Source organism: Streptomyces sp. GB4-14, from assembly GCF_022696125.1.
Classification (GTDB): Bacteria; Actinomycetota; Actinomycetes; order Streptomycetales; family Streptomycetaceae; genus Streptomyces; species Streptomyces werraensis.
This window is the reverse complement of record NZ_RZHO01000002.1, coordinates 1,206,589-1,228,000: the sequence shown is the minus strand read 5'-3', so window position 1 is coordinate 1,228,000 and position 21,412 is coordinate 1,206,589. Positions and strand designations below refer to the sequence as shown.

Here is a 21,412-nt window from a genome sequence, read left to right as displayed (position 1 = left end):
TGAGTTTCCGATCGGCTGAGGTGTTGTATAAGCAGGTCAACCGTGGCGAGGGCCCTCGCCCGGCGGCGGGGTCAAGGTGGAGCGGTAGGTGCCGAATTCGCCCTCAGCGAGCGGGGTTTCCAGAGTCAGGCCGGCAGTGGCCATGCGGTCGTATTCGGCGAGAACCAGTCGCTTGGTGCGATATTCACCAAACTTGGCAATTTCGTTGTTCTTAAGGCCTCCCCTCTCTGTCTGGAAAGACTCAAGAATGTAGTCAGTGTCCTCGCGACTGATTCCATACAGGTGGAAAAAGTAAGCGTCCAGCTCGGCGCGCAGTTGGGCGCGGCGATGGTCGTTCCAGCGGAACGGCTCTCCTGTGTCGTCCAGATCGCGGGCGAAGGCAGTCAAGTCGCGGGCGGTGTACGTGAGCTCAAGGAATCGGGTGAGGATGAAATCCATGTGAGGTTCCACTGAGTCAGGGGGAAGCACTGGCAGCTGTTTTACAATGAAGTAGTTGAAGTTCACGCCGCCGATTTTCTGACGGGCGATATAGTCAAGCATCATGCTCGACAGAAGGGCTGCCAGGGTTGCCGTCTTCTTTGGGCTCTCGCGCGAGATGATGATGTTCCCTGAATCGCCTAGGCCGACGCGCGGCATGATGGACCCGATGAACGTACGCTCATCTGTTGAGCTCGTAATCTTACGGAACGCGAAGAACCACTCCCTGTCCCATTTATTTCGCCCAAGCTTCTCAGCAATTTCGCTTTCGGGTACCCAGTAGCGGCCTTGCGGCAGGTGTGTCGGATCATCCAGCATTTCGACGGATGGTGTCGGAAGTTGACGAACTGCCTTTCCGGTTTCTCCATCTGCGAGCTGGTAGTCGCCGAATCTGTGATTGTACAGGTGAAACATTTTCGCCTCGTAAAGAGGGAGGAGGCGTTCGTCGTTTCTTACTAGAGAACTGCCGTCAAAACGCCAACCGTCGATCAGTATCGACTCAAGGGTTTCTTGGTTAGCGGCGGAGGGGCGGAAGAGGTCAGATTCGTTGGCCATGTGAAACATGGTCATGAAAGATACGCCCCAGGGATCACCGCTTACCGTTCCGGGCTCCGTGAGTAGCGCCGGTGTCCGGCGGTAAATGTCAAGCGTAATTTTGGCGTCGCGGTGATTTGTGAAGATCGGGCAGGTTCCGGTGTTTGGGTTGAGGATGTTGATCTCTTGATTTGTGATATGCACGTGACGCTTAGGGTCTTCAAGATCGCTCAAACTCGTTGCTCGGAAGACGATGTCGATTGGATTTTCGTTTTTCCGTCCGGTGAGGGAGAGCAGGCAAAACCGGTTGCCTTGGGCGCCGGCGACATCTGCGAAAAACCCAGCGTTGCGGAAATCGTAAAGAGATGCCAATGCGCCGTGACTGGTCAAATCCTTGAAGAAGTACTGTGTAGTGTCGTCTGTTGCGATTCCCGTCGGAACAATCACTCCCGTGCGCCCTCGGTTTCCCGTCAATATGCGGTCGGTCTCCGTGAAGACGGCATACGTGTTGATGTCCCCTCGACCTGTGAGCGGGTAGCGGCCGCTAACGCGCAAGAAGTGGCTTTCCCCTTCCGCGCGCCGTTTAGCGGCCTCAAATTCCGCAGCGAGATGCGCGCGGTCAGGGTCGCTACGAAGCGTCACGATCAGACGCTTGCGGGCGGCTGCGTTCTTGGCGTTCGCGATTTCAGTGTCGCGCTGCGCGAAGAACTCTTGCTCCTGAAGCTTCACCCGCTCCCACGGAGGATTCCCCACCACCGCGTCGAACCCGCCGACCCAACCCGTCCCCTGCTGGATGCCCATCACCGATTCCTGGACGCCGAACACCTCCGGGAACTCAAGGTGCCAGTGGAAGAACCGGTACTGATCCCGCAGACTCATGATCTCGGCGTGCGTGGCCTCCGGCACCGCAGACTGGTCACGCCCGCGCAGCGCGCGGAACACCTGGTCGGTCGGCGCCTCTGGCGCTCCCTCCCGCTTGGGCCAGACGAACGCGGCGCACCATGCGTCAGCGGCGTGCAAGTCCTGGATGTACGTCGTGGACTCGACGTAGGCGCGGTACGCGGACTCCTGAGCCCGCACCTGCTCTAGAGAGTCGGCCGGGGCGGCGGTGATCCGGGCCAGCTCGGCGGCGTACTGGTCATTGCCGGGCAGGACGTCCGTGTCGAAGAGCAGCTCGTCCTGGCCACCGCGCTGAGCCTTGTTCCGCTTGACCAGTCCGGCCGCATACTTTTTGTCGTCCCCCTCGATCGGCTTGAACGCGTCGTCCGGGACGCCCTCCGCCAACAGCTTGGGCGTCGCGCCGATCAGACCATTGCCGTGCTTGACGTGGGCGTCCAGGAACCCGAGCGGCTTCCCCGGCTCCAGCGCCTCCAGCCACAGCGAGACCTTCGCCAGTTCCACCGCCATCGGGTTGAGGTCCACCCCGTAGATGCAGCGCGCGATGACCTCGTGCAGGGCGTGCCGTACCGCGTCGACCGTAGGCTCCGGGTTGCGCTCGCGCACCGACGCCACCCGCTTGGCGATACGCCGAGCCGAGGCGACCAGGAAGTGCCCGGAACCACAAGCCGGGTCGCAGACCGTCAGGGAGAGCAGCTCGTCGACGATGTCGTCGGCCGGGTCGGGCCGGCAGGCCTCAGTGGCCCGCTGCTCGCCCCGCTTCACCGCGTCGTCTATGACCGGATCCAACGTCGTGTCCAACAGGCACTCGATCAGCGACGACGGGGTGTAGTAACTACCCGTAGTCTTCCTGCTGTTGCCCGCGACCTCGATCAGCTCAAAGGTCCGGTCCGCAGCCGAGTGCTTCGGCTCCAGCTCCAGCAGCGACTCGTAGACCGAGCCCAGCTCCTCCGCGTCCAGGTGCCGGTAGTCGACGGACCGCCACCGCCGCGCACCCGGGTCCCGCACCTGAGCCAAATGCCGCACGGCAGCCAGCAGCGACTCGTTGGACAGCTTCAGCCCGTCCAGCGGCGCGTCGGCCTCCGTGTGCGTGAACAGACCACCGAGGCCGGGCAGCCCCAGCTCAGGACGGCCCCCCTCCTTACCCAGCGCGTCAAGAACGATCCGCAACGCCTCGTACTGGTCGCCATGTGCCGTGCCCTGCCGTCGCCGGGCCCGCTCCCGCAGTCGCGCCGACGAGAAGTACCGCTCGTACGCCTCCCGCTGCCGCTCACCCGCGTTCGGGTCGAGCAGAGCGTCCCGGTCCTCAGCCACAAACACGAACAACAACCGGTACACCAGCCGCAGCAGCGCATCCCGCAGTGCCTTCGGGTCCACGTCCTCCCGCAACCGGACGTTCTCCGGATGCCGCAGGAACCCGGTCCCGAGCACGGTCAGCGCGTTCTGCACGCCCAGCCGAAGCTGGTCCAGTGCCCGCGCCCCCGACGTGACGGCCTCCGCCCGCCACTTCTCCAGCCAGCACCCCGAAGGCGCCGCCCCCTCCGGCACAGCGAACCGCGACGCGTGCAGCACGCAGTACAGCAGCACGAACTCGCTGAACAGTTCCCCGTCGAAGATCGCCTCGAGGTCGAACTCGACGTACGCCGCCGTCGCGAAGGACGACGAGTCCCGCAGCAGCCGCAGCCGGCGCCCGTTAGTGAGCACCGCCCACAGGTGGGTCTCCGTACGGTTCAGGCAGTCCTGGAGCATCGACTGCGCCGGGACCTGACCGGCCGCCGGACGCTTGTCCAACTCCTGGTTCCACGGCACCAGATGCACCAGCGCGGGACCGTGCCGGTGCGACACGGGGAACCGCTTCTCCGGGTCCGAGTCGGCAGGGATGCCCGCCGCCCCGACCTCCGTCAGCGCACCGAAGTCCAGCTTGCGGAAGAGCTGGGCGAGCCAGTCGGAGCCGGCGCGGCCCGTCGGGTCGGCGGAGGGCGCGCCCGTGACCGGGTCCGAGGGCAGGGCGGCGCGCAGCTCGCGCCAGAGCGGCTTGAGGTACTCCCAGGCACGCTCGGCCTCGTCCCGCACGGGCACGGACGCGGGCAGGCCGTAGTCGGCGGGCTTGGTGCCCGGCAGGTTCCGCGCCTCGGCGATGCGCAGCAGCATGTCGGCGGGGAGCAGACCGCCGACCGTGGTGACGGCGGTGAAGGCCAGGGCGGTGCGAGTGGCGGCGGCGGACATCAGGCTTCGGCTCCGTACACGGTAGAGGCGGCGGGCGGCACGTAGACGTACACGCCGAGGACGTCGGCGGGCTCCTGCGGGACGACCTTCAGACCGCGGACGATCTCTTCGTTGGCCTTGCGCACGCGGCGGTGCGAGGCGTCGAGTTCGGCGGCCAGACGGGTGCCGTACTCGGTGAGGTGGTCGGCGAGGCCGGGCAGGCCCTCCAGCGCGCGGGTGATGGCCTTGCGGGCGGCCAGCTCGTGCGTGTTGGCGGTGGCGCGGGCCCCGAGCAGCGCGGCGGCCGCGTCGTCGTCCAGCCAGCGGGCGCGCTGCGGCAGACCCTCGTAGGCGAGCAGCCGCGCGTCCTCGGCAACCACCTGCCGCTCACCCGAACGGGACGGCAGGGTGAGGTGGAAGCGGTAGCGGACCAGCAGCAGCGTGGTGCGGACGCTGACCGCGTCCGTCGTCACCACACCGCAGCGGCGGGCCGGGCGCGGACCCAGCGCCTTTTCGTCCAGCGCCGAGTCCAGGACGTAGGAGGCGATGGCCCCGATCGCCGGGTCGGTGCGGACGAGGGCGGCCTCGCCGCGGCCGATCGCCGGCGTGGTGCGGAACGGGATCTCGCGGTCCTCCTCGACCAGCCGGTTGCCCAGCGTGGCCGCGAGCGCGTCCCGCAGTCCCGCCGGGGTGCCGCCGACCTGCGCGGTGAAGTCACCACTGCCGTCACGCGGGTCGCGGATCAGCGCGTCCAGGTCCCGCAGCGCCTCCAGCGTGAACTCGCGCACCTCCTCCGCACCGCCGAGCGCGGCCCGTACGGCGGCGACCTCGCGGGCCACCTCCTCCGGGTGGATGGCACGCTGCGCGTACTTGGAACGGGAGGTCTTCTCCCGTTCGGCGGCCGACGTCCACTCCCGCTCGATGCGGTCGAACGACTCCTGATGGGCGTCCATCTCGAACAGGCTCTCCTGGCTGCCCTGCCGCCCGTGCAGCAGCAGCCACTCCACCACGGCGTCGGTGACGCCGCTGGCGGTCTCGTCGGGGACGGAGACGGAGATGCCGAGGTCCTTCTTGATCTGGCGGTGCTTCTTGAACAGCACCTCCAGGACTTTGCCGTCGATGCCGTTGTCCTCGCCGTACATCGTGATGACGCGGACCTGGTCGCGCTTCTGCCCGTACCGGTCGACGCGGCCCTCGCGCTGGTCGTGGCGGGTCGGGTTCCACGCCAGGTCGTAGTGGACGACGGCGTCGAAGTGGTGCTGGAGGTTGACGCCCTCGGAGAGGCAGTCGGTGGCGATCAGAACGCGTCGCACGGACGGGTCGCCGCCCTCCTCGGCGGCGAGCTGCTCGATCCGCTCCAGCCGCTGCTGCGGGGAGAGCGTGCCGGTCACGGCGGCGATCCTCGTCTTCTTGCCGAGCTTGCCGTCCAGCTGCTGGGCGAGGTAGTCGGCCGTGGGGATGTAGCGGCAGAAGACGATCGGGTTGTAGCCCTTGCCGATCAGGTCCTTCAGGTGCTTGGTCAGCGCCTTCAGCTTCGCGTCCCCCGCCGGACCCATCAACTCCTCGGCACGTCCGGCGAGTTCCAGCAGGCGGGCGCCCGCGTCCTCCGACTCGGCGGCGCCGGGCGCCACGTCCATGCCCTCGTGCCGGTCGTTCTCGGCGGAGTCGGCGGCCACCGGGGACCCCAGCACGTCCGCCTCCTGCGCGGTGCGGGCGGTGGCGGACTCGGAGCGCGTCTTCAAGGTCTGCGCGGCGGCGGCCGGGGACGACACCATGGAGCGCAGCAGGGCGATCACCGACCACCAGGCGATGCGGGCCTCCCGCTTGCCCTGCTCGCCGGCCGCGTGGACGCGGTCCGCGGCGTAGGCGATCGCGTCGTCAAGGAGCGCCCGGTAGGCGGGCGTCAGCTTGTACGGCTCATCCTTCGTCCAGCGGTCGGACGGGAAAGCGGTCCGCTCCGCCAGGGAGTCGTCGGCGAGACCGTCCTCCTTGGTGAGGTAGTCGCGCACGTCGGCGCGCTTGCGGGCCACGAAGTGCTCGGCGAGCTTCGCCCGCCCCGCCGGCGTCTCCAGGTCCAGCGTCGCCAGCTCGGGCCGCACCAGGCCGAGCAGGTTGCGGAACGCGGACTCCTTGCCGGAGTGCGGGGTCGCCGTCAGCAGCAGCAGGTGGCGGTCGGCGTCGGCGGACACCTTGCGCAGCAGCTCGTAGCGGAGCTGGTTCGTCGCGGAGGACGCGCCGCCCTGCGCGGGGTCGTCGGCGGCCACACAGGTGTGCGCCTCGTCGACGATCACCAGGTCGGGGCAGTGCTTGACGAAGTCCTCACGGTGACGGGTCGACTTGATGAAGTCCGTCGAGATGATGGTGAACGGGTGCCGGTCGAAGAGGGACTGGCCCAGCTCCAGGTTCCGCTCCAGACGCGACACCGTGGACGCCAGCACCAGCTCCGCGTCGATGCCGAACTTCTCCCGCAGCTCGCCCTGCCACTGCTCGGCCAGCGCGGGGGAGCACAGCACCGCCAGCCGGGTCGCCTCGCCCTGCGCCAGCAGCTCCTTGGCGATCAGCCCCGCCTCGACCGTCTTGCCGATGCCGACGTCGTCCGAGATGAGCAGCCGTACCGTGCGCTGCCGCAGCGCCATCAGCAGCGGCACCAGCTGGTAGGCGCGGGGCTCGACGGCGATGGACGCCAGCGAGCGGAACGGGCCCGCGCCCGACCGGAACCCGATGCGCAGCGCCGTGCGCAGCAGACCGGCGGCACGCTGGTCGCCCAGGTCGTCCGGGCTCGGCGCGGCGAACTCGGCGGGGCGCACCTCCTCGAACGAGGGGAAGACGGCCGCGATGTCGTCCTCGCTCCCGCCCAGCGGGCGCAGCACCAGCATGTCGGGGGCGCTCTCGGGCAGCACCACCCATTCCCGGCCACGGGCCGCGACCAGCGAGCCGGCTGTGTACGTGGGGCTCATGGGATGTCTCAGTTCCTCGGATCGATACGTCGGGAGGTCGAAAGGGGGCGCGGAACGGTCAGCGCAGGTGGAAGTAGGCGGCGTGGTGCTCGACGACGGCGTCCCAGTCCGCGTCCGCCGGGAAGCGCACCACGTCCCAGCCGGCCTCCTCCAGGCGGTAGCCGGCCTCCACGTCACGGGAGGAGTCGGCCGGCCGGTCCGGGGTGTCGACGAACACGGCGAGGTGGACGCCGTCCAGGCGGAACACCAGGTCGGGCCGGGCCGCCGCCGCGTCGACGAACACGTCGACCTCGTCCGGCAGCCGGTAGCCCTTCGCCTTCAGCCAGCCGACCAGATCGCCCTGCGCGACGAGCGCCGCCAGGTCCGTCTCCAGCGGCGTCGGCACGGACACGGGGGAGTCCTCGGCAGCGGCGGGAGTCTCCGCGGCCGCCGTGGTGCCGCCCGTGCCGGCGGCCGTCACCGCCGGGACCAGCCTGCGGAACGCCTCGCTGCGCGACTCGCCCCGGTCCTCCCGCTCGGTGCGGGCGCCGGCCAGACGCAGCAGCAGCGGACGGGCGGTGTGCCGGCTCAGCTGCCGGTGGTGCCCTTGGTTGGCGTACGTCAGCAGGCAGGTGTAACAGCCGCGGGCGCACTTCTCGTGCTCCGAGGGACCGCCCAGGTCCTCGCCCGTGTCCGGGTCGAAGTGGCAGATCTCCAGCGCGGTCCGGGCGGCCTTCGCGAGGGCGTCCTTCTCGTGCTGGATGCGGCGCAGCACGCCCGCGCCGCCCTCCGCGGCCTCCGTGAACAGCATGCGGCGGCGCGGCCCGTCCTCCGGGGGCAGCAGCTCCGCCGTCAGCTCGGAGTCCTCCAGCTCGAACGCCGCCTCGATGCCCCGCTCCAGGGCGTACAGGAACGACAGCGCCACCGGCTCCGGCTGCGGCTCGTCCAGCGTCACCACGAGGATGTTCCGGCGGTCCTCCACGTACGGCAGGACCCGCTTCTTGCGGCGCTTCTCGTTGCCGTCCTCGTCGACCACCGGCATGCCGGTGCCCTCGATGGCGTCCGCGGCGGCCCGGTCGTTCAGCCAGCGGCCGTCGCCCAGGTCCAGCCAGTAGCCGTCCGGCTCGCCCTCCTTGTCGCGGACCCGGCCCAGGTTGGTGATGCGGACGGTCGCCGAGTCGCCGTAGTCCAGGTCGAGGACGGGCGCGCCGTCCCCGTCGCTGACGTGCGAGGTGAGACGGCCCTTGCGGGCGCCGTGGTCCTGGAACGCGTACGACGTCTCCAGGCGGAAACCGGCCCTGCGCCGCTCCTCCTCGTCGGAGGAGATCCGCTCGCGCGGGGTGGTGTACACGGTGTGCAGCTGGAGCAGGCCCGTGCGCTTGCCGCGCAGCGGCTCGCCGCACATCGCGCACAGGTCCGAACCCGCCTTGACGTCGTGGTGGTAGCCGCAGGCGTCACAGCGCCGGGCCTCCGCCGTGGCCAGGTCGCCCGAGGCGTCAGGCGGCAGCTGCACCCGGGTCACCTGGTAGCGGGCGCCCTCGTGGTAGATGAGCGCGCCGGGGCCGAACTCGCGGATCGCGAGGAACCGGGGCCGCTGCAGATAGTCGCCGTCGGCATTGCGGCGGTTGCCGGAACGCGGGATGTACGCGGCCAGCGGCAACCTCGGGAAGCTGTAGCCGGGCAGGAACCCCTCGGACGCCAGGTACCGGTACGGGTTGAAGTCGCTCATCACCGACTTGCTGTCGGTGGAGCGGTTCAGCAGCAGGTTCGTCTGCGTCTCCGCCTCCCGACGGCGGGTGCGCGCCCGCGCCTGCTCACCGGGGGAGAGGGTGTGGTCGACGACCCGCTTGTTCTGCTCGTACTGGTCGATGACCGCCGCCCGAAACAGGTCCCGCCACCGGTCGAACGCCGCGTCGAACTTCGCCGGGGCCCGCTCGATCCGGTCCTCGATCCACTCGTCGTACCACCAGGTCGTCGCCTCGAAGTCCGCGATCAGCGGGGCAAGGACCGTACGGGCGGCGGCGACCGCACGCCGGCGCGCGCCCTCGTCCAGGGACAGGTCACGGATCCGGTCGAGCAGCGGCAGCGGCATCTGCGGATCGGGGCGGTCGTCGCCGTCCGGGTCGTAGGCGACGTCGATGACGTCCGGGATCGCGGCACCGAGCTTCATCTCGGTCTCCGCCAGCCAGATGCCTTGGAGATGCGAACGGACCAGGTCCTCGTTCGCGAGGTCCAGGCGCGGCGGGGCCACCTGCCCCGACACCATGTCCTGGGAACGCCGGAAGTAGTACTGGTCGTGGCTGTTGCCCGTCGCGCAGTACGTGGTGACCAGCGCGGGCTGGCCGGAGCGGCCCGCCCGGCCCGAGCGCTGCGCGTAGTTCGCCGGGGTCGGCGGCACGTTGCGCATCATCACCGCGTTGAGCGAGGAGATGTCCACGCCCAGCTCCATCGTCGGCGAGCAGTACAGCAGCGGCAGTTCGGCGTCACGGAACTGCCGCTCGCGCTCCAGCCGGTCCTCCGGCGTGACCTGCGCGGTGTGCTCCCGCGCGAACAGGCCGGCCAGTTCGGCCGCCGCCGTACGGTACAGGTCGCGGAAGAATGGGTTGACGCGCGGTCCCTCGCCGCTGCTGTACGTGCGCGCCAGCGGGTCGACCGCGCCCCGCTCGCCGTCGCCGGCCCGCCAGATCAACGCGGCGGCCGCCACCCGGTAGCCGGTGCGCTTCTCCGACGCGCGGCGGCGGAAGGCAGGCCCCGATCGCTCAGGGGTCGCCTCCACCTCACGCACGAGCTCGGCGTCCCGCAGCACCTTCAACAGGTCCTCAATGACGCACTGGACGTCGTCGAGCGTGATGGACGCCTCGCGCAGTGCGGGCAGATTCCGCCGCAGGTACTTGCCGAACTTGCCGCGCGCCGACAGGAACAGCGCGGACCGCTCCATGCCGGGCCGCGAGCCGTACGGGTAGGCGGTGCCGACGGTCGGCTGGTCCGAGTCGCTCAGCACCCACGGCCCGGTCAGCCGCTCCTCGCTCGCCCGCTGCAAGGTGTCGAAGTCGTCGCGGAAGTACTGCACGTCGATGGCGAGTTCACGCCGCATGTAGTCGAGCAGCGTGCGACCGATCTCCTCGCGCAGTTCCGGGTCGGCGTCACGCAGCACCGCGTGCGCGGACTGCCAGCGGTCCGGCTGGGCGGCGACCCAGGCCAGGTCCTCGTAGTCGATCCGCAGCAGACCGGTCTGCTCCAGGTTCGGCATCGTGATGCGCCAGCCGCGCTCCAGGTCGCGGTAGAGGCGGTACCCGACGACGTCCCGGAACACCTTCGCCGCCCGCTTCTCCATGGACGGAGGCAGGTTGGTGCCCGCCGCGTAGTCGCGGGGCGTCAGGCCCATCACCTCGGTGACGGCCTCCGCGAGGTCGTCATGGCGCAGCCCGTCCTCACCCGCCTGCACCGCCGCCTGGTACAGCGCGCCACGCAACTGCGTCACCTGGGCGAAGTCGTTGAAGTGCCCTGCCTGCAGCGACGCGTCCTGCCGGTTGTCGACGAAGGTGAGGAGCTTGCGCGCCTCCTTGCCCAAGCTGTCCTCGGGCACCGCCCGCAGGGACTTCACGATCGACGCGGAGATCAGCGAGGTCGCGGACGAACGCCCCTCCTGGTCCAGGGTGGCCAGCTTGGCGAAGTCCCGACCGCGCGTCTGCTCGTAGCTGACCTGGCAGTGCACGCAGAAGAGGAACGGCGCCGGCACGAACGCCGCCACCAGGCCCTCCCCGGACTCGTTGCCGTGGGCGTCCACGACGACGCGCTTCGGCAGGCGGGGGCGGTAGGACTTCTTGACGGTCATCCCGCCGTTCGCGTCCGGCTCCAGCCATGACTCCGGCAGTCGGCGGTCGTCCACGGCCTTCTGCGGATCGGCCGGCCACTCGTAGTCCTGCCCGGGCATGCCGAGGTACAGGTAGCCCTCGCCCGCGCGTCCCCCAGAGGCGGAGGTGTCCCGGCGCGGCTCGTACCGGAAGGCGCCGCCGTCCTCGGTGCGCCAGACCGTCAGGTACTCCTGGCCGCACTCGCGGCAGAACGCCAGCGGGAACAGCGGCTTGCCGCCGCTGTCCGGCTGCTCCAGCTGATAGATGCGGGTCAGCGGCCGGGTGAGCGGGTCCTCCAGCGTCGTGTAGACGGTGTCGCCCTTGGACAGGAACTGGTGCAGCCGGAACGCGAACAGCGGCCGCTCCGTCACCGGGTGCTTGGCCTGCGCGCCCGCCTCCAGCGTCGTGCGGATCGCCTCCCGCACGGTCTCCTCGGCGACACCGGACACGGCGGACAGCTCCGCCGCCGCCTCCTCGACGGTCGCCGGGGCACGCCGGCGCAGCCGGCCCGTGCCCTCCTCCCGCTCCAGCCCGAACCGCGACTCCACCCAGCGCGCCAGCGGGTCCTTCGTCAGCGCCTCGTACGACCGGGGCGCCGAGGGCACCCGCAGCCGCTCGGCGGGCACGGACTCCGGCGCCTCGTCGGTGGCCCGCACCAGAGTCTCGCCGATGACCCGCTCGGGCAGCACCGTCGTGCCGAACAGCCGCTTGGCGACCTTGGCGACCTCACGCCGCTGGTCGTCCCAGGTGCCCTCGGTCGACATGGTCGCCGAGGTGCCGATGCACTGGAGGGACTCCGACGCCCGGCAGGCCTGCCGGACCCGGCGGATCAGGAACGCCACGTCGGCGCCCTGCCGGCCCCGGTAGGTGTGCAGCTCGTCGAAGACGAGGAACTGAAGGCCTTCCGCCATGCGGATCAGGCTGTCCCGGTCGTCCGGCCGGGTCAGCATCAGCTCCAGCATCACGTAGTTGGTCAGCAGGATGTCCGGCGGGTTCTTGCGCAGCTCACGGCGCTCCTCGCTGGACTCCTGACCGGTGTACCGGGCGAAGGTGACCGGCTCGCGGCCCTTCCCGAAACCGTGGCGCAGGTACTTCTCCAGCTCCCCGAGCTGCGAGTTGGCCAGCGCGTTCATCGGGTAGACGACGATCGCCCGCACCCGGCGCTCGGCGTTCGGTCCCGCCGCCTCACGCTCCTTCAGGACGCGGTCGACGATCGGCACGATGTACGACAGCGACTTGCCGGAACCGGTGCCGGTGGTCAGCACGTAGGAGTCGCCCGCCTGCGCGGCCTCGATCGCCTGGCGCTGGTGCAGGTGGAAGGTCAGCGGCCGTCCGTCGGGACGCGCCGACGTCTCCTTCTTGCCGGCCTGGAAGATCTCCGCGCACCTCGGGTGCAGGATGCCGTCCCGCACCAGATCGGTCACCTGGCCGCCGTCGGCGAAGAACGGGTTCAGCGACAGCCACGGGTCGGGCCACTGCGACTTCGCCCGCAGATCGTCGGCGACGAAGCCCTCGATGCGCGCGTCCCGGATCACCGTGCCGCTCTTGGTGAAGCTCTCGTACTCGGTGATCAGGTCGGCGTGGATGCCGAAGACGTCCATCGCCTCCGGCAGACGCGGCTGCCTGCGCGGCGCGGGCGCGGGTACGGTGGGGGCCCGCTCGGGGAGCAGGGCGCGCAGCCGCGCCACCGGGTCGGACTCCTGCCAGTGCGGAGCGAGCAGGGCGGCCGTCGGGTCGTGGGAGAGCGCGAGCGGGACCAGCACCTCGCGGACCAACGCGGCGTTCTCCGGGCGGTGTTCGGCGTCCTTCTCCAGCAAACGCTCCACCAGCCGGACCAGAGCGGCAGGCAGATCCGGACGCACCAGCGTCAACTGCGGGGGCAGTTCACGCAGATGCTGCTCGGAGATCTCGTAATGGGTCCGGCCGGAGAACGGCGGACGGCCGATGAGCAGTTCGTACAGGATGCAGCCGAGTGCGTAGAGGTCGGCCGAGGCGGAGACCTGCTCGGCGCGGAACTGCTCGGGCGCCATGTAGCGGGCCGTGCCGAGGCTGACGCCGGTGCTGGTCAGTCGCGTCTGGTCGGGGTCGTCGACGATCGAGCCCATCCCGAAGTCGAGGACCTTGACGGTGCCGTCACCGGTCAGCATCACGTTGGCCGGCTTCAGGTCGCGGTGGACGACCCCGGCGGTGTGCGCGGCGGTGAGCCCGGACGCGATCTGCGCACCGATGGCGGCGACCCAGGAGACCGGCAGCTGGGGCTCCTCGTCGATGAGGTCCGCGAGCGGACTGCCGTCCAGCAGCTCCATCGCCAGGTACGGCAGTCCGCCGCCGTCCGCGGTGTCGTCCACGCCGCCGTCGATCAGGAGGGTCAGGTTCGGGTGTCCCTGGGAGAGCATGCGCATGATGCGCACCTCGCGGCGGAAACGGGCGGTCTCCTTACCCGACCCGGAGGCGTCGATCGCGCCTCCGGTGCGGCTGCGCAGCAGGGTCTTGACGGCGACCTGCCGGTGCGGGGAGTCCGGGGCGGCCTCGAGGTCCTCGGCCCGGTGCACCTCGCCCATGTTCCCGCGCCCGACCACGCCCGTGATGCGGAAACGTCCGCCGACTGTCCCCAACCCCACTTACCCCTCCCCATGACGCCCGTCTCGTGCAAGATGGGTACATCTTGCTGGAGCGTACACCTTAGCCCGTACGGGCAGTCCACGTCTATGTGTTGAGGGTGTCAACACACTGGGCGTGCGTGAACCTCGTAGTCGTGTACGAAGGTGGTCTTGAGGTGGGCGTGACGTCGGTCCCCCCTACTCCCCGAGCGAAGCCACCGCCTCCTCGTAACCCCCCGTCGGCGGAGCCGTGTCCGGCCCGTACACCAGGTTCAGCACACCCGTGCCGAACGTCTCCGACTTCAGCAGCTTCAGCGGCACGGAGGACTCCCCCTCGTCGAACAGACGCATCCCCTTGCGCACGGCGATCGGGTGCACGAGGAGCTGCAGCTCGTCCAGCAGTCCGGCGGCGAGCAGCTGCCGGATGATCGAGATCGAGCCGCTCAGCCCGATGTCGCCGCCCGGCTCCCGCTTCAGCGCGGCGGCCACCTCCGCGACGTCGCCCTGCGCCTGCTCGGAGTTGCGCCACCGGAAGTCGAGGGGGCTGCGGGAGAACACGATCTTCCGCATGTCGCCGAGCTGCTTGGCGAAGCCCGCGTCCTCCCCGCCCGCGGACTCCCGCTCCGGCCAGGCGCCGGCGAAGCTGTCGTACGTCACGCGGCCGAAGAGCATGGTGTCGGCGTTGCTCAGACCCGCGCCCACGGCCGCGCCCATCTCGTCGTTGAAGTAGGGGAAGTGCCACTGGTCGGGCGCCTCGACGACGCCGTCGAGCGAGATGAACACGCTGGCCACGATCTTGCGGGACATGGGGTCCTCCTGTGCTGTCGGTCCGTGTACCGGTTACGACCGTGGCAGTCCCCGGAACTCATCGCCGGACGGCACGCGAAGAAGTGACTCCGGACGGCCGCCCCGCCCCGCCCGTCCGGCGCCGCCGGTCCGTGACGCTGCCCAGCCAGCCCAGCAGGAACCCGGCCGGCACGGTCACCACCCCCGGGATCGTCACGTCCCACAGCCGGAAGTCGTGCCCGGGCATGATCGCCCCGGGCGCACCCGACACGTACGGCGACACGGCGAGCGCGACCACGCACACCGCGGTCGCTCCCCACAGGCACCACAGCGCGCCGCGGGCGGTGAACCCCGGCCAGTACAGGGCGTACAGCAGGACCGGCGCGAGTGCCGCGCCGCAGAGGGCGAGCCAGAGCGTGGAGACCACGACGAGGTTCCAGTCGGCGCAGACGACGGCCACGGCCGCGGCGGCCAGCCCGGTCAGCGCGGCCGACCAGCGCGACGCGGTGCCGTCGAGCCGCCCGGCCGGCCGGTCACCGGAAGCGGCCAGTACGTCCCGGCCGAGGGTGATCCCGGCGGCGAGGGTGACGTCCACGACGGCGGCCAGCGCGGTGAGGAAGAGGACGCAGGCGAGGGCCGCGACCAGGAGGCCGCCGTCGTCCAGCGCCCGTCCCAGCAGCAGCGGCGTGAACACCTGCGCCGACGGTCCGGCCTCCCGCAGCACCCCGCCGACCAGCGCCGCCGCACCCACACCGACGACGGCGAGAGCCCCGTACAGCAGGACCAGCTCACCGAGCATCCAGCGGCCCACGGTCCGCGCCCCGCGCGGGCTCTTCGTCGCGATGGCCCGCATCAGCACGGCGGGCATGGCGAGCGTGGCCATGGTCATGCCGAAGATCTGCCCGACCCGGTTCACCGCCCCGACCCACCCGTCGCCCGTGTAGCCGCCCGGCCGCAGGAACGCCTCACCCGTCCCGGACCCGGCGGCGGCCGCGTCGAGCAGCCGCCCCAGGTCCCCGCCGAAGCGGTGCAGAACGAGCAGGGCCGCGACCACCAGCACGGGCAGCGCGATCGCCGACTTGGTAATCATCACCACGCCCGTGCCCCGGATCCCGCCGCTGACGGCCAGCGCGGTCATCACACAGCCGATGACGACGATGCACCCGGTCCGGGCTCCCGGCTGCCCGAGCAGGGCGGCGGCGACATTCCCGACCACCACCAGCTGCACGACCAGCAGGGGGAAACAGACCAGCAGCGTCACCACACCCCACGCCACCCGCACACCGGGCCCGCCGCTGCCGCGCGCGTCCAGCAGATCCGGCGTGGTGAGCGAGGCGTGCGCCCGCAACGGCTCGACGACGAGCACGAGGAAGAGCAGCACCCCGACGAGGCTGCCCAGCATGACGCCGAGCCCGTCGAACCCGGTCGTGGCGACCATGCCCACCAGCACGGTGACGGTCGCGACGGTCGTGGTGTCACCGCCCATCGCGATGCCCTGCTGCCAGGAGCGCAGCCGCCGGCTGTCGGACCGCACGAGAGCGCGGTCGTCCTCGTCGGCGCCGGTGACGACGCACAGCATCAGACAGATGACGACGAACACGGAGAACACGGCGAAGACGAGCGACCGTGAGGAGGAGTCGAGCAGCTCGGTCACGACCACCTCCGGTGTTCGGCATCGGCCGCCGTGACCCGGTCGACCCGGCGCCCGTACGCGACGACCCCGTGCACCCCGACCCCGAGCGGCACCAGGGCGAGCACGGCCCCGAGACTCACGGTCCCGGCGACCGGCGTGCCGTACACGCCCGGCACGAGCGCGGCGCCCGTCACGTAGACCAACCACACGACGGCGATCCGGGCCCCGATCCGCCGCCCGACGCTCAGGCGCGCCGCCGCCTCGACGTCGTCACGCTCGTGCTCGGCGGGAGGCCGGGTGGGGGCCGACCACGGGTCGGGATGGTGGTGCGGCGGCGGCCCGGACCAGGGCTGCTGTCCGAAGGACATGGGGCGACTCCGCTCATGCTGCTCGGGCACCCCCGACAGGGGCGCGGGCACGGTGTGGGGGTGAGCGCCGGAGTCAACCAGACCCACACCGCACCACGGAGCGCCTCGGAGGCCATGTTGTTCCGGCACCCAACGGGAGGCGGCGCGGACAGTGCACGGGCACTGCGGGGGCGGGGATTTCACATGCGTGACGGCGTCAGTGAGCGGCACGCCGGCCCCACTCAACACGCCCAGCGGTCACTTACTCAGGCCGCGGTGAGTATCCGCGCTCATTGTCCGTGCTTCCCCGCCCGGCGAGGATCGACGGCAAGGAAGGGCGGCCGTGGAGCGCCGCCCGGCTCGACCGATGACGTGGGGGAATCGTGATGTCGCCTCGTGTGACTCTGTCCGTTTTCGCAGGTGCCGTGGTCCTCGCCGCTGGTGCCGGAGCCTTCGCTCTCGCTCACGCGGACGAGCAGCCGCCGGCTCTGGGCGACAGCGTGGCGCGGTACACCGCTCCCCGCGTCGACCGCGACGGCTCGCTCACGTTCACCACCGACGTCGCCGCCTCCTCGGGCGTCGAGAGCGTCACGATTCTGGCCTACCCCGAGAACTCCTCCCTCGCCCGGCAGAAGCCGACCGCGAAGGACATGGCCGCGGCGGAATCCGCCACCTGCGAGCCCTCCGGCCACGACACCGCCCGCTGCACCTACACCGTCCCCGTCACCGCCACCGACGCCGACGCGTCGCCGGGCGGCCTGTGGCACGTCGCGGTCCTGGCCACCGCGGACGACGGTTCCAGCACCCTTGACCCGGAGGCGGCCGACTTCACCGTCCAGTAGCGCGGTCGGGGGAGGGACCGTCCCGTGCCCGTTGCCGAGGGCGTACGGGACGCCGTCGAGCGCGGCTGCCGGATCCTCGGATCGCCGGTCAGTGGTTCGAGCGGCCCTGAATGCGGACGTCGTTCCCTGTCACGGTGGGAGGCAACGACACACCGTTGAGGAGCCGACATGCCACGCAAGCCCATCGACATCACCGTCCCCGACCTGTCCGGCCGGCGCGCCGTCGTCACCGGAGCCAGCGACGGCGTGGGGCTGGAGCTGGCGGCGCGACTCGCGGCGGCCGGCGCCGAGGTCGTCATGCCTGTCCGCAACCCGCGCAAGGGAGAGGCGGCGATCGCCAAGATCCGTGAGAGCAGTCCCGCCGCCGACGTGTCGCTGCGCGAGCTCGACCTGTCCTCGCTGAGCTCCGTCGCGGCGCTCGGCAAGACGCTGGCGGACGAGGGGCGGCCGATCCACATCCTCGTCAACAACGCCGGCGTCATGACCCCGCCCGACCGGCGGACGACCGCTGACGGCTTCGAGCTCCAGTTCGGCACGAACCACCTCGGCCACGTCGCCCTCGTCGCCCACCTGCTGCCCCTGCTGCGGGCCGGCGGTGCGCGGGTGACCTCACAGAGCAGCATCGCCGCGCGCAGCGGCGCCATCAACTGGGACGACCTGAACTTCGAACGCTCCTACGACGGCGCGCGCGCCTACCGGCAGTCGAAGATCGCGGGCGGCCTGTTCGGGCTCGAGCTCGACCGGCGCAGCCGTGCCCACGGCTGGGGCATCACCAGTAACATCGCGCATCCCGGCGTCGCCCCGACGAGCCTGCTGGCCGCCCGCCCGGAGATCGGGCGCGGCAGCGACACTGTCGCCTTCCGCGTGATCAAGGCGTTGTCCCGGCGCGGCATCCTCCTCGGCACGCCACGGACCGCGATGCTCCCCGCCCTGTACGCCGCCACCTCGCCGGACGCCCGGGGTGAGCTGTTCTACGGGCCCCAGGGTCCCGGCAGGCTCGGCGGAGCCCCCGGGCAGCAGGCGCTGTGGCGTCCCCTGCGCAGCGCCGAGGACGCCGCGCGCGTCTGGCAGATCTCCCAGCAGCTCGCCGAGGTCCGCTTCCCCGACAGCTGAGCGGAGCTTCGCCGGACGCTCGCCGCACGGGAAGGTCGTACGGGGGGACCCGTAAGGGGGGACCGGCAGGCCGTGGATACGCGCGTCCACGGCCGGTAGAAGTGAACCGGGACGGAAGGAGGTGCGGCATGGAGATCGACCGGAGCGGACTGGCGGAGTTCCTCCGCAGCCGCCGGGCGGCGCTGCAACCCGAGGACGTCGGCCTGCCTCGCGGGCGACGCCGCCGGACCAGCGGGCTGCGGAGGGAAGAAGCCGCCCTGCTGTGCAGTATGTCGACCGACTACTACGCGCGTCTCGAGAGGGAGCGCGGACCCCGGCCGTCCGAACAGATGATCGCCTCCATCGCGCAAGGGCTCCACCTCTCCCTCGACGAGCGCGACCACCTGTTCCGTCTCGCCGGCCACAACCCGCCCGCGCGCGGCCCGGCCAGCGAACACATCAGCCCCGGTCTGCTGCGCATCTTCGACCGCCTTCAGGACACCCCCGCCGAGATCGTCACCGAGCTCGGCGAAACCCTGCGGCAGACTCCCCTCGGCGTCGCCCTCACCGGCGACCTGACCCTCTACCAGGGCCCGGCCCGCAGCCTCGGCTACCGCTGGTTCACCGACCCCGCCACCCGTGAGCTCTACGCCGACGACGAACACGCCTACCTCAGCCGCCTGTTCGCCTCGGGCCTGCGCGCCCTGGCCACCCGGCGGGGCCCCGGCTCCCGGGCGGCCCACCTCGCCGACCTGCTCCTGGCGCAGAGCGAGGAGTTCAAGGACGTGTGGAACGACCACGAGATCGGCCTCCGCCCCCGCGAGGTAAAACGCTTCAACCACCCCGGGCTCGGCATCATGGAGCTGAGCTGCCAGACGCTTCTCGATCCCGACCAGTCGCATCTGCTGCTCGTCTACACCGCCGTTCCCGGCAGCGAGAGTCACGAGAAGCTGCAACTGCTGTCCGTGATGGGGCCGCGGACGAGGCTGCATTGAGCCGGTCCCAGAAATGACCCAGACAGGCACCGGAGACGTCCCGGAGACGCCGCCGCACCCCTTCCTGACCCGCTGAACCGCAGGCCGGACGGGGTGCGGCGGCGGCCGTCGCTCAGATGTCCCGGGGAGAGACCGGCCAAGGCTGTGACCTGCGCCGTCCGACTGCCGTGAGTCGTTGACCTGCTGCAGGTTCGCTCTGTCCGCGTCCGAATTCCGCGTCCATGTCGGTCGCCTCGCAGCGCGGCGCGGACCGGTCCCGCCACCGCCCCTGGTCACGCACCTCGAGGGTCAGCGAGTGACGGCCGGCTTCGAGGGTCACCGTCAGGTCGGGGGCTGCCGCTGTGCAGGGTGTCCAGAGCCGTTCCATGTACGAATCGGAGTCTGACGACAACTTCTGAGCAGGTGTATGACGGATCGCCCGCGGGGGTTCGCGCTCCTCCTCCGCGGCCGGTCAGACGTTGACGAGGTCGAACGACTCGGAGGGGCCGATCGTTGTGCGGTTGGCGATGAGCGGGGCGGTTCCGGCGTTCCCGGCGCAGACGTACAGGCTGTTGGCCTGTGCGCGCAGGCTGGTGGTGCCGTCGGAGTTGTTCACGCGCTGGAAGGTCTCCCAGGGTCCGACGGCGGTGCGGTTGGCGATGAGCGCGTTGGCACCGGCGTTCTCGGCGCAGACGTACCGGCCGTTGACGTGGGCGCGCAGTGCGACGGCGCCTCCGCCGAGGTCGAGCAGGTCGAATCGTTCCCAGTCGCCGATGGCGGTTCGGTTGGCGATGAGTGGGTCGGTTCCGGCGTTCTCCGCGCACACATACTGGTTGTTGGCCCGGGATCGGAGGCTGACGATCCGCCCGGTGGGGAGGGGGGTGAGGACGGCTTCCCAGGTGGTGGTGCTGGTGTTGGAGGTGGCGTCGGCGGGGAGGCGGTCGCGGGCGGCGGTGTCGCCGTAGAGACTCCAGCGCATCCAGTCCACGTAGGTGGCGACGGTCTGGGTGTGGTTGTAGCCGCTCCATATGTACTGATCGTGGCCCGTGCCGCGGTGGGTGAGGAACGCCTTGGGCGCGGGAAGTTCCCCGTACGCCTGGCGGGCGGAGGAGTACTGCGTGAGGGTGTCTTGATCGCCGTGGACGAAGAGGACCTTGGCGGCGACCGTGCTGCTGGGGTTGCCCATGTCGACACAGGCGAAGGGGACGGCGGCGGCTATCCGGCTGTCCGGCCAGGCCGTCAGCAGCCCGTGGGTGGTCATGCCGCCCAGCGAATGGCCCGCGACGCCGACGCCGGTTCCGGTGTCGAGGTGCCCGGCGAGCGGGTCGCCGGCCGTGGTGTTGAGGGCGAGGGTGTTGGTGATGACCTGGGAGACGTCCATGGACTGGTTGCCGTTGTAGACGTCCTGGACGTTGCCCTGGGTGCCGCTGGAGGTCGTGGGGAAGACGGGTGCGGGGACGACGAATCCTGCCTCGGCCAGGGGCCGGACCAGGGGTGCGTAGCTCTCCGGGTTGCCGCCGAGGCCGTGGCTGAACTCACAGATGGGGAAGACGCCGTCCGCGATGGGGGCGTTGACGACGGGAGCGCCGCCCGGTGTGCCGGTGGCGGGGTAGAAGATCCGGGTGGTCAGCCGACGGCTGCCGCGGCTCCAGGCGTACTCCCTCACCCCGATGGCGAAGCGCTGGGTCGGCGCGGCTGCCGGGGCGAGCGAGGATGCCGTTGCCGCGGTGGTGCCGTACGCATGGACGGCGGCCACGGCTCCGGCTGCGCCCAGTCCCAGGAAGGTACGCCTGTTCATGGCCATGTTGTGCTCCTTGTCGGATGGTGTGGCTGGACAGGGGGGTTCCGGGGTGGCGGGTCTGCCAGGAGGTGAGCGGGCTCGCGGGCCAGCGGCTGAAGCCCTCAGCCCCCCTCGGTGGGAAGTCGTCGGATTCCACGGACGGAGAGCGGATCCGCCCGGCCGATCGCGTCTGCTCTCACAAGCGGGCAGCCGTATCGGGCCGCCGTTTCCAGCAGGGAGAGCAGGTGGTGGCGAGGCCGGGACGGCAGGGGAGTCGGGCGTAGTCGCCGCCGTCCGGGTTTCAGACCCTGGTGATGGAGCTGGATGTTTCAGGGGCCGATGGTCATGGTCCGGTCGGTGAAGCCGGTGTACGCCGGACTCCGTGCGCCGGCGGCGCCGACGAGGTGGAGAGCGCCGTGACGCGCCACGTTGGCCGCGTGCGCGGTCCGGGCGGC

Annotated in this window: 9 protein-coding genes and 1 pseudogene; 3 read left to right on the top strand and 7 right to left on the bottom strand. The window is 70.5% G+C overall.

Features of this window, described 5'->3' with window-relative positions; genetic code table 11:
• Positions 1–36 precede the first annotated feature (36 nt).
• The 6 genes and pseudogenes from ELQ39_RS06730 to ELQ39_RS06705 all read right to left on the bottom strand — a co-directional run bounded on the left by ELQ39_RS06730 (position 37) and on the right by ELQ39_RS06705 (position 16,290).
• Complete coding sequence (locus ELQ39_RS06730; protein ID WP_242591355.1) at positions 37–4,134, bottom strand: Eco57I restriction-modification methylase domain-containing protein; 4,098 nt, start codon at positions 4,132–4,134, stop codon at positions 37–39.
• Between the two features lie 1,211 nt (positions 4,135–5,345).
• Positions 5,346–6,749: pseudogene (locus ELQ39_RS32670) on the bottom strand (helicase-related protein); the annotation flags it as partial.
• 379 nt (positions 6,750–7,128) lie between these two features.
• Positions 7,129–13,464, bottom strand: a complete 6,336-nt coding sequence (locus tag ELQ39_RS06720) for a protein kinase domain-containing protein (protein ID WP_242595556.1) — start codon at positions 13,462–13,464, stop codon at positions 7,129–7,131.
• Between the two features lie 237 nt (positions 13,465–13,701).
• Positions 13,702–14,310, bottom strand: coding sequence for a dihydrofolate reductase family protein (locus ELQ39_RS06715; protein WP_225625067.1), 609 nt, complete (start codon positions 14,308–14,310; stop codon positions 13,702–13,704).
• 58 nt (positions 14,311–14,368) lie between these two features.
• Positions 14,369–15,943, bottom strand: coding sequence for a sodium:solute symporter family transporter (locus tag ELQ39_RS06710; RefSeq protein ID WP_242591353.1), 1,575 nt, complete (start codon positions 15,941–15,943; stop codon positions 14,369–14,371).
• The gene (locus tag ELQ39_RS06705; RefSeq protein ID WP_242591352.1) at positions 15,940–16,290 is read right to left on the bottom strand and encodes a hypothetical protein; all 351 of its coding nucleotides are present in this window, start codon (positions 16,288–16,290) and stop codon (positions 15,940–15,942) included. Before ELQ39_RS06705 ends, ELQ39_RS06710 begins: the two co-directional genes overlap by 4 nt.
• Positions 16,291–16,655: 365 nt before the next feature.
• On the opposite strand from ELQ39_RS06705, the gene ELQ39_RS06700 reads away from it, so the two are divergent.
• The 3 genes from ELQ39_RS06700 to ELQ39_RS06690 all read left to right on the top strand — a co-directional run bounded on the left by ELQ39_RS06700 (position 16,656) and on the right by ELQ39_RS06690 (position 19,198).
• A complete protein-coding gene (locus ELQ39_RS06700) occupies positions 16,656–17,111 on the top strand; it encodes a DUF5707 domain-containing protein (RefSeq protein ID WP_242591351.1) in 456 nt (151 codons plus the stop codon).
• Between the two features lie 168 nt (positions 17,112–17,279).
• Positions 17,280–18,224, top strand: coding sequence for an SDR family oxidoreductase (locus ELQ39_RS06695; protein WP_242591350.1), 945 nt, complete (start codon positions 17,280–17,282; stop codon positions 18,222–18,224).
• 128 nt (positions 18,225–18,352) lie between these two features.
• Entirely contained in the window at positions 18,353–19,198 is an 846-nt protein-coding gene (locus ELQ39_RS06690; RefSeq protein WP_242591349.1) for a helix-turn-helix transcriptional regulator, read from the top strand.
• A 451-nt stretch (positions 19,199–19,649) separates the two neighbouring features.
• Here the strand turns inward: ELQ39_RS06690 and ELQ39_RS06685 are convergent, their stop codons facing one another.
• Positions 19,650–20,975, bottom strand: coding sequence for a poly(ethylene terephthalate) hydrolase family protein (locus ELQ39_RS06685; RefSeq protein WP_242591348.1), 1,326 nt, complete (start codon positions 20,973–20,975; stop codon positions 19,650–19,652).
• Positions 20,976–21,412: the final 437 nt, after the last annotated feature.

Bases quoted from the DNA above. Each gene is read 5' to 3' on its own strand.
- ELQ39_RS06715 (WP_225625067.1), bottom strand. From the start codon at position 14,310: ATGTCCCGCAAGATCGTGGCCAGCGTGTTCATCTCGCTCGACGGCGTC.
- ELQ39_RS06695 (WP_242591350.1), top strand. From the start codon at position 17,280: ATGCCACGCAAGCCCATCGACATCACCGTCCCCGACCTGTCCGGCCGG.
- ELQ39_RS06700 (WP_242591351.1), top strand. From the start codon at position 16,656: ATGTCGCCTCGTGTGACTCTGTCCGTTTTCGCAGGTGCCGTGGTCCTC.
- ELQ39_RS06705 (WP_242591352.1), bottom strand. From the start codon at position 16,290: ATGTCCTTCGGACAGCAGCCCTGGTCCGGGCCGCCGCCGCACCACCAT.
- ELQ39_RS06730 (WP_242591355.1), bottom strand. From the start codon at position 4,134: ATGTCCGCCGCCGCCACTCGCACCGCCCTGGCCTTCACCGCCGTCACC.
- ELQ39_RS06690 (WP_242591349.1), top strand. From the start codon at position 18,353: ATGGAGATCGACCGGAGCGGACTGGCGGAGTTCCTCCGCAGCCGCCGG.
- ELQ39_RS06720 (WP_242595556.1), bottom strand. From the start codon at position 13,464: ATGGGCGAGGTGCACCGGGCCGAGGACCTCGAGGCCGCCCCGGACTCC.
- ELQ39_RS06685 (WP_242591348.1), bottom strand. From the start codon at position 20,975: ATGAACAGGCGTACCTTCCTGGGACTGGGCGCAGCCGGAGCCGTGGCC.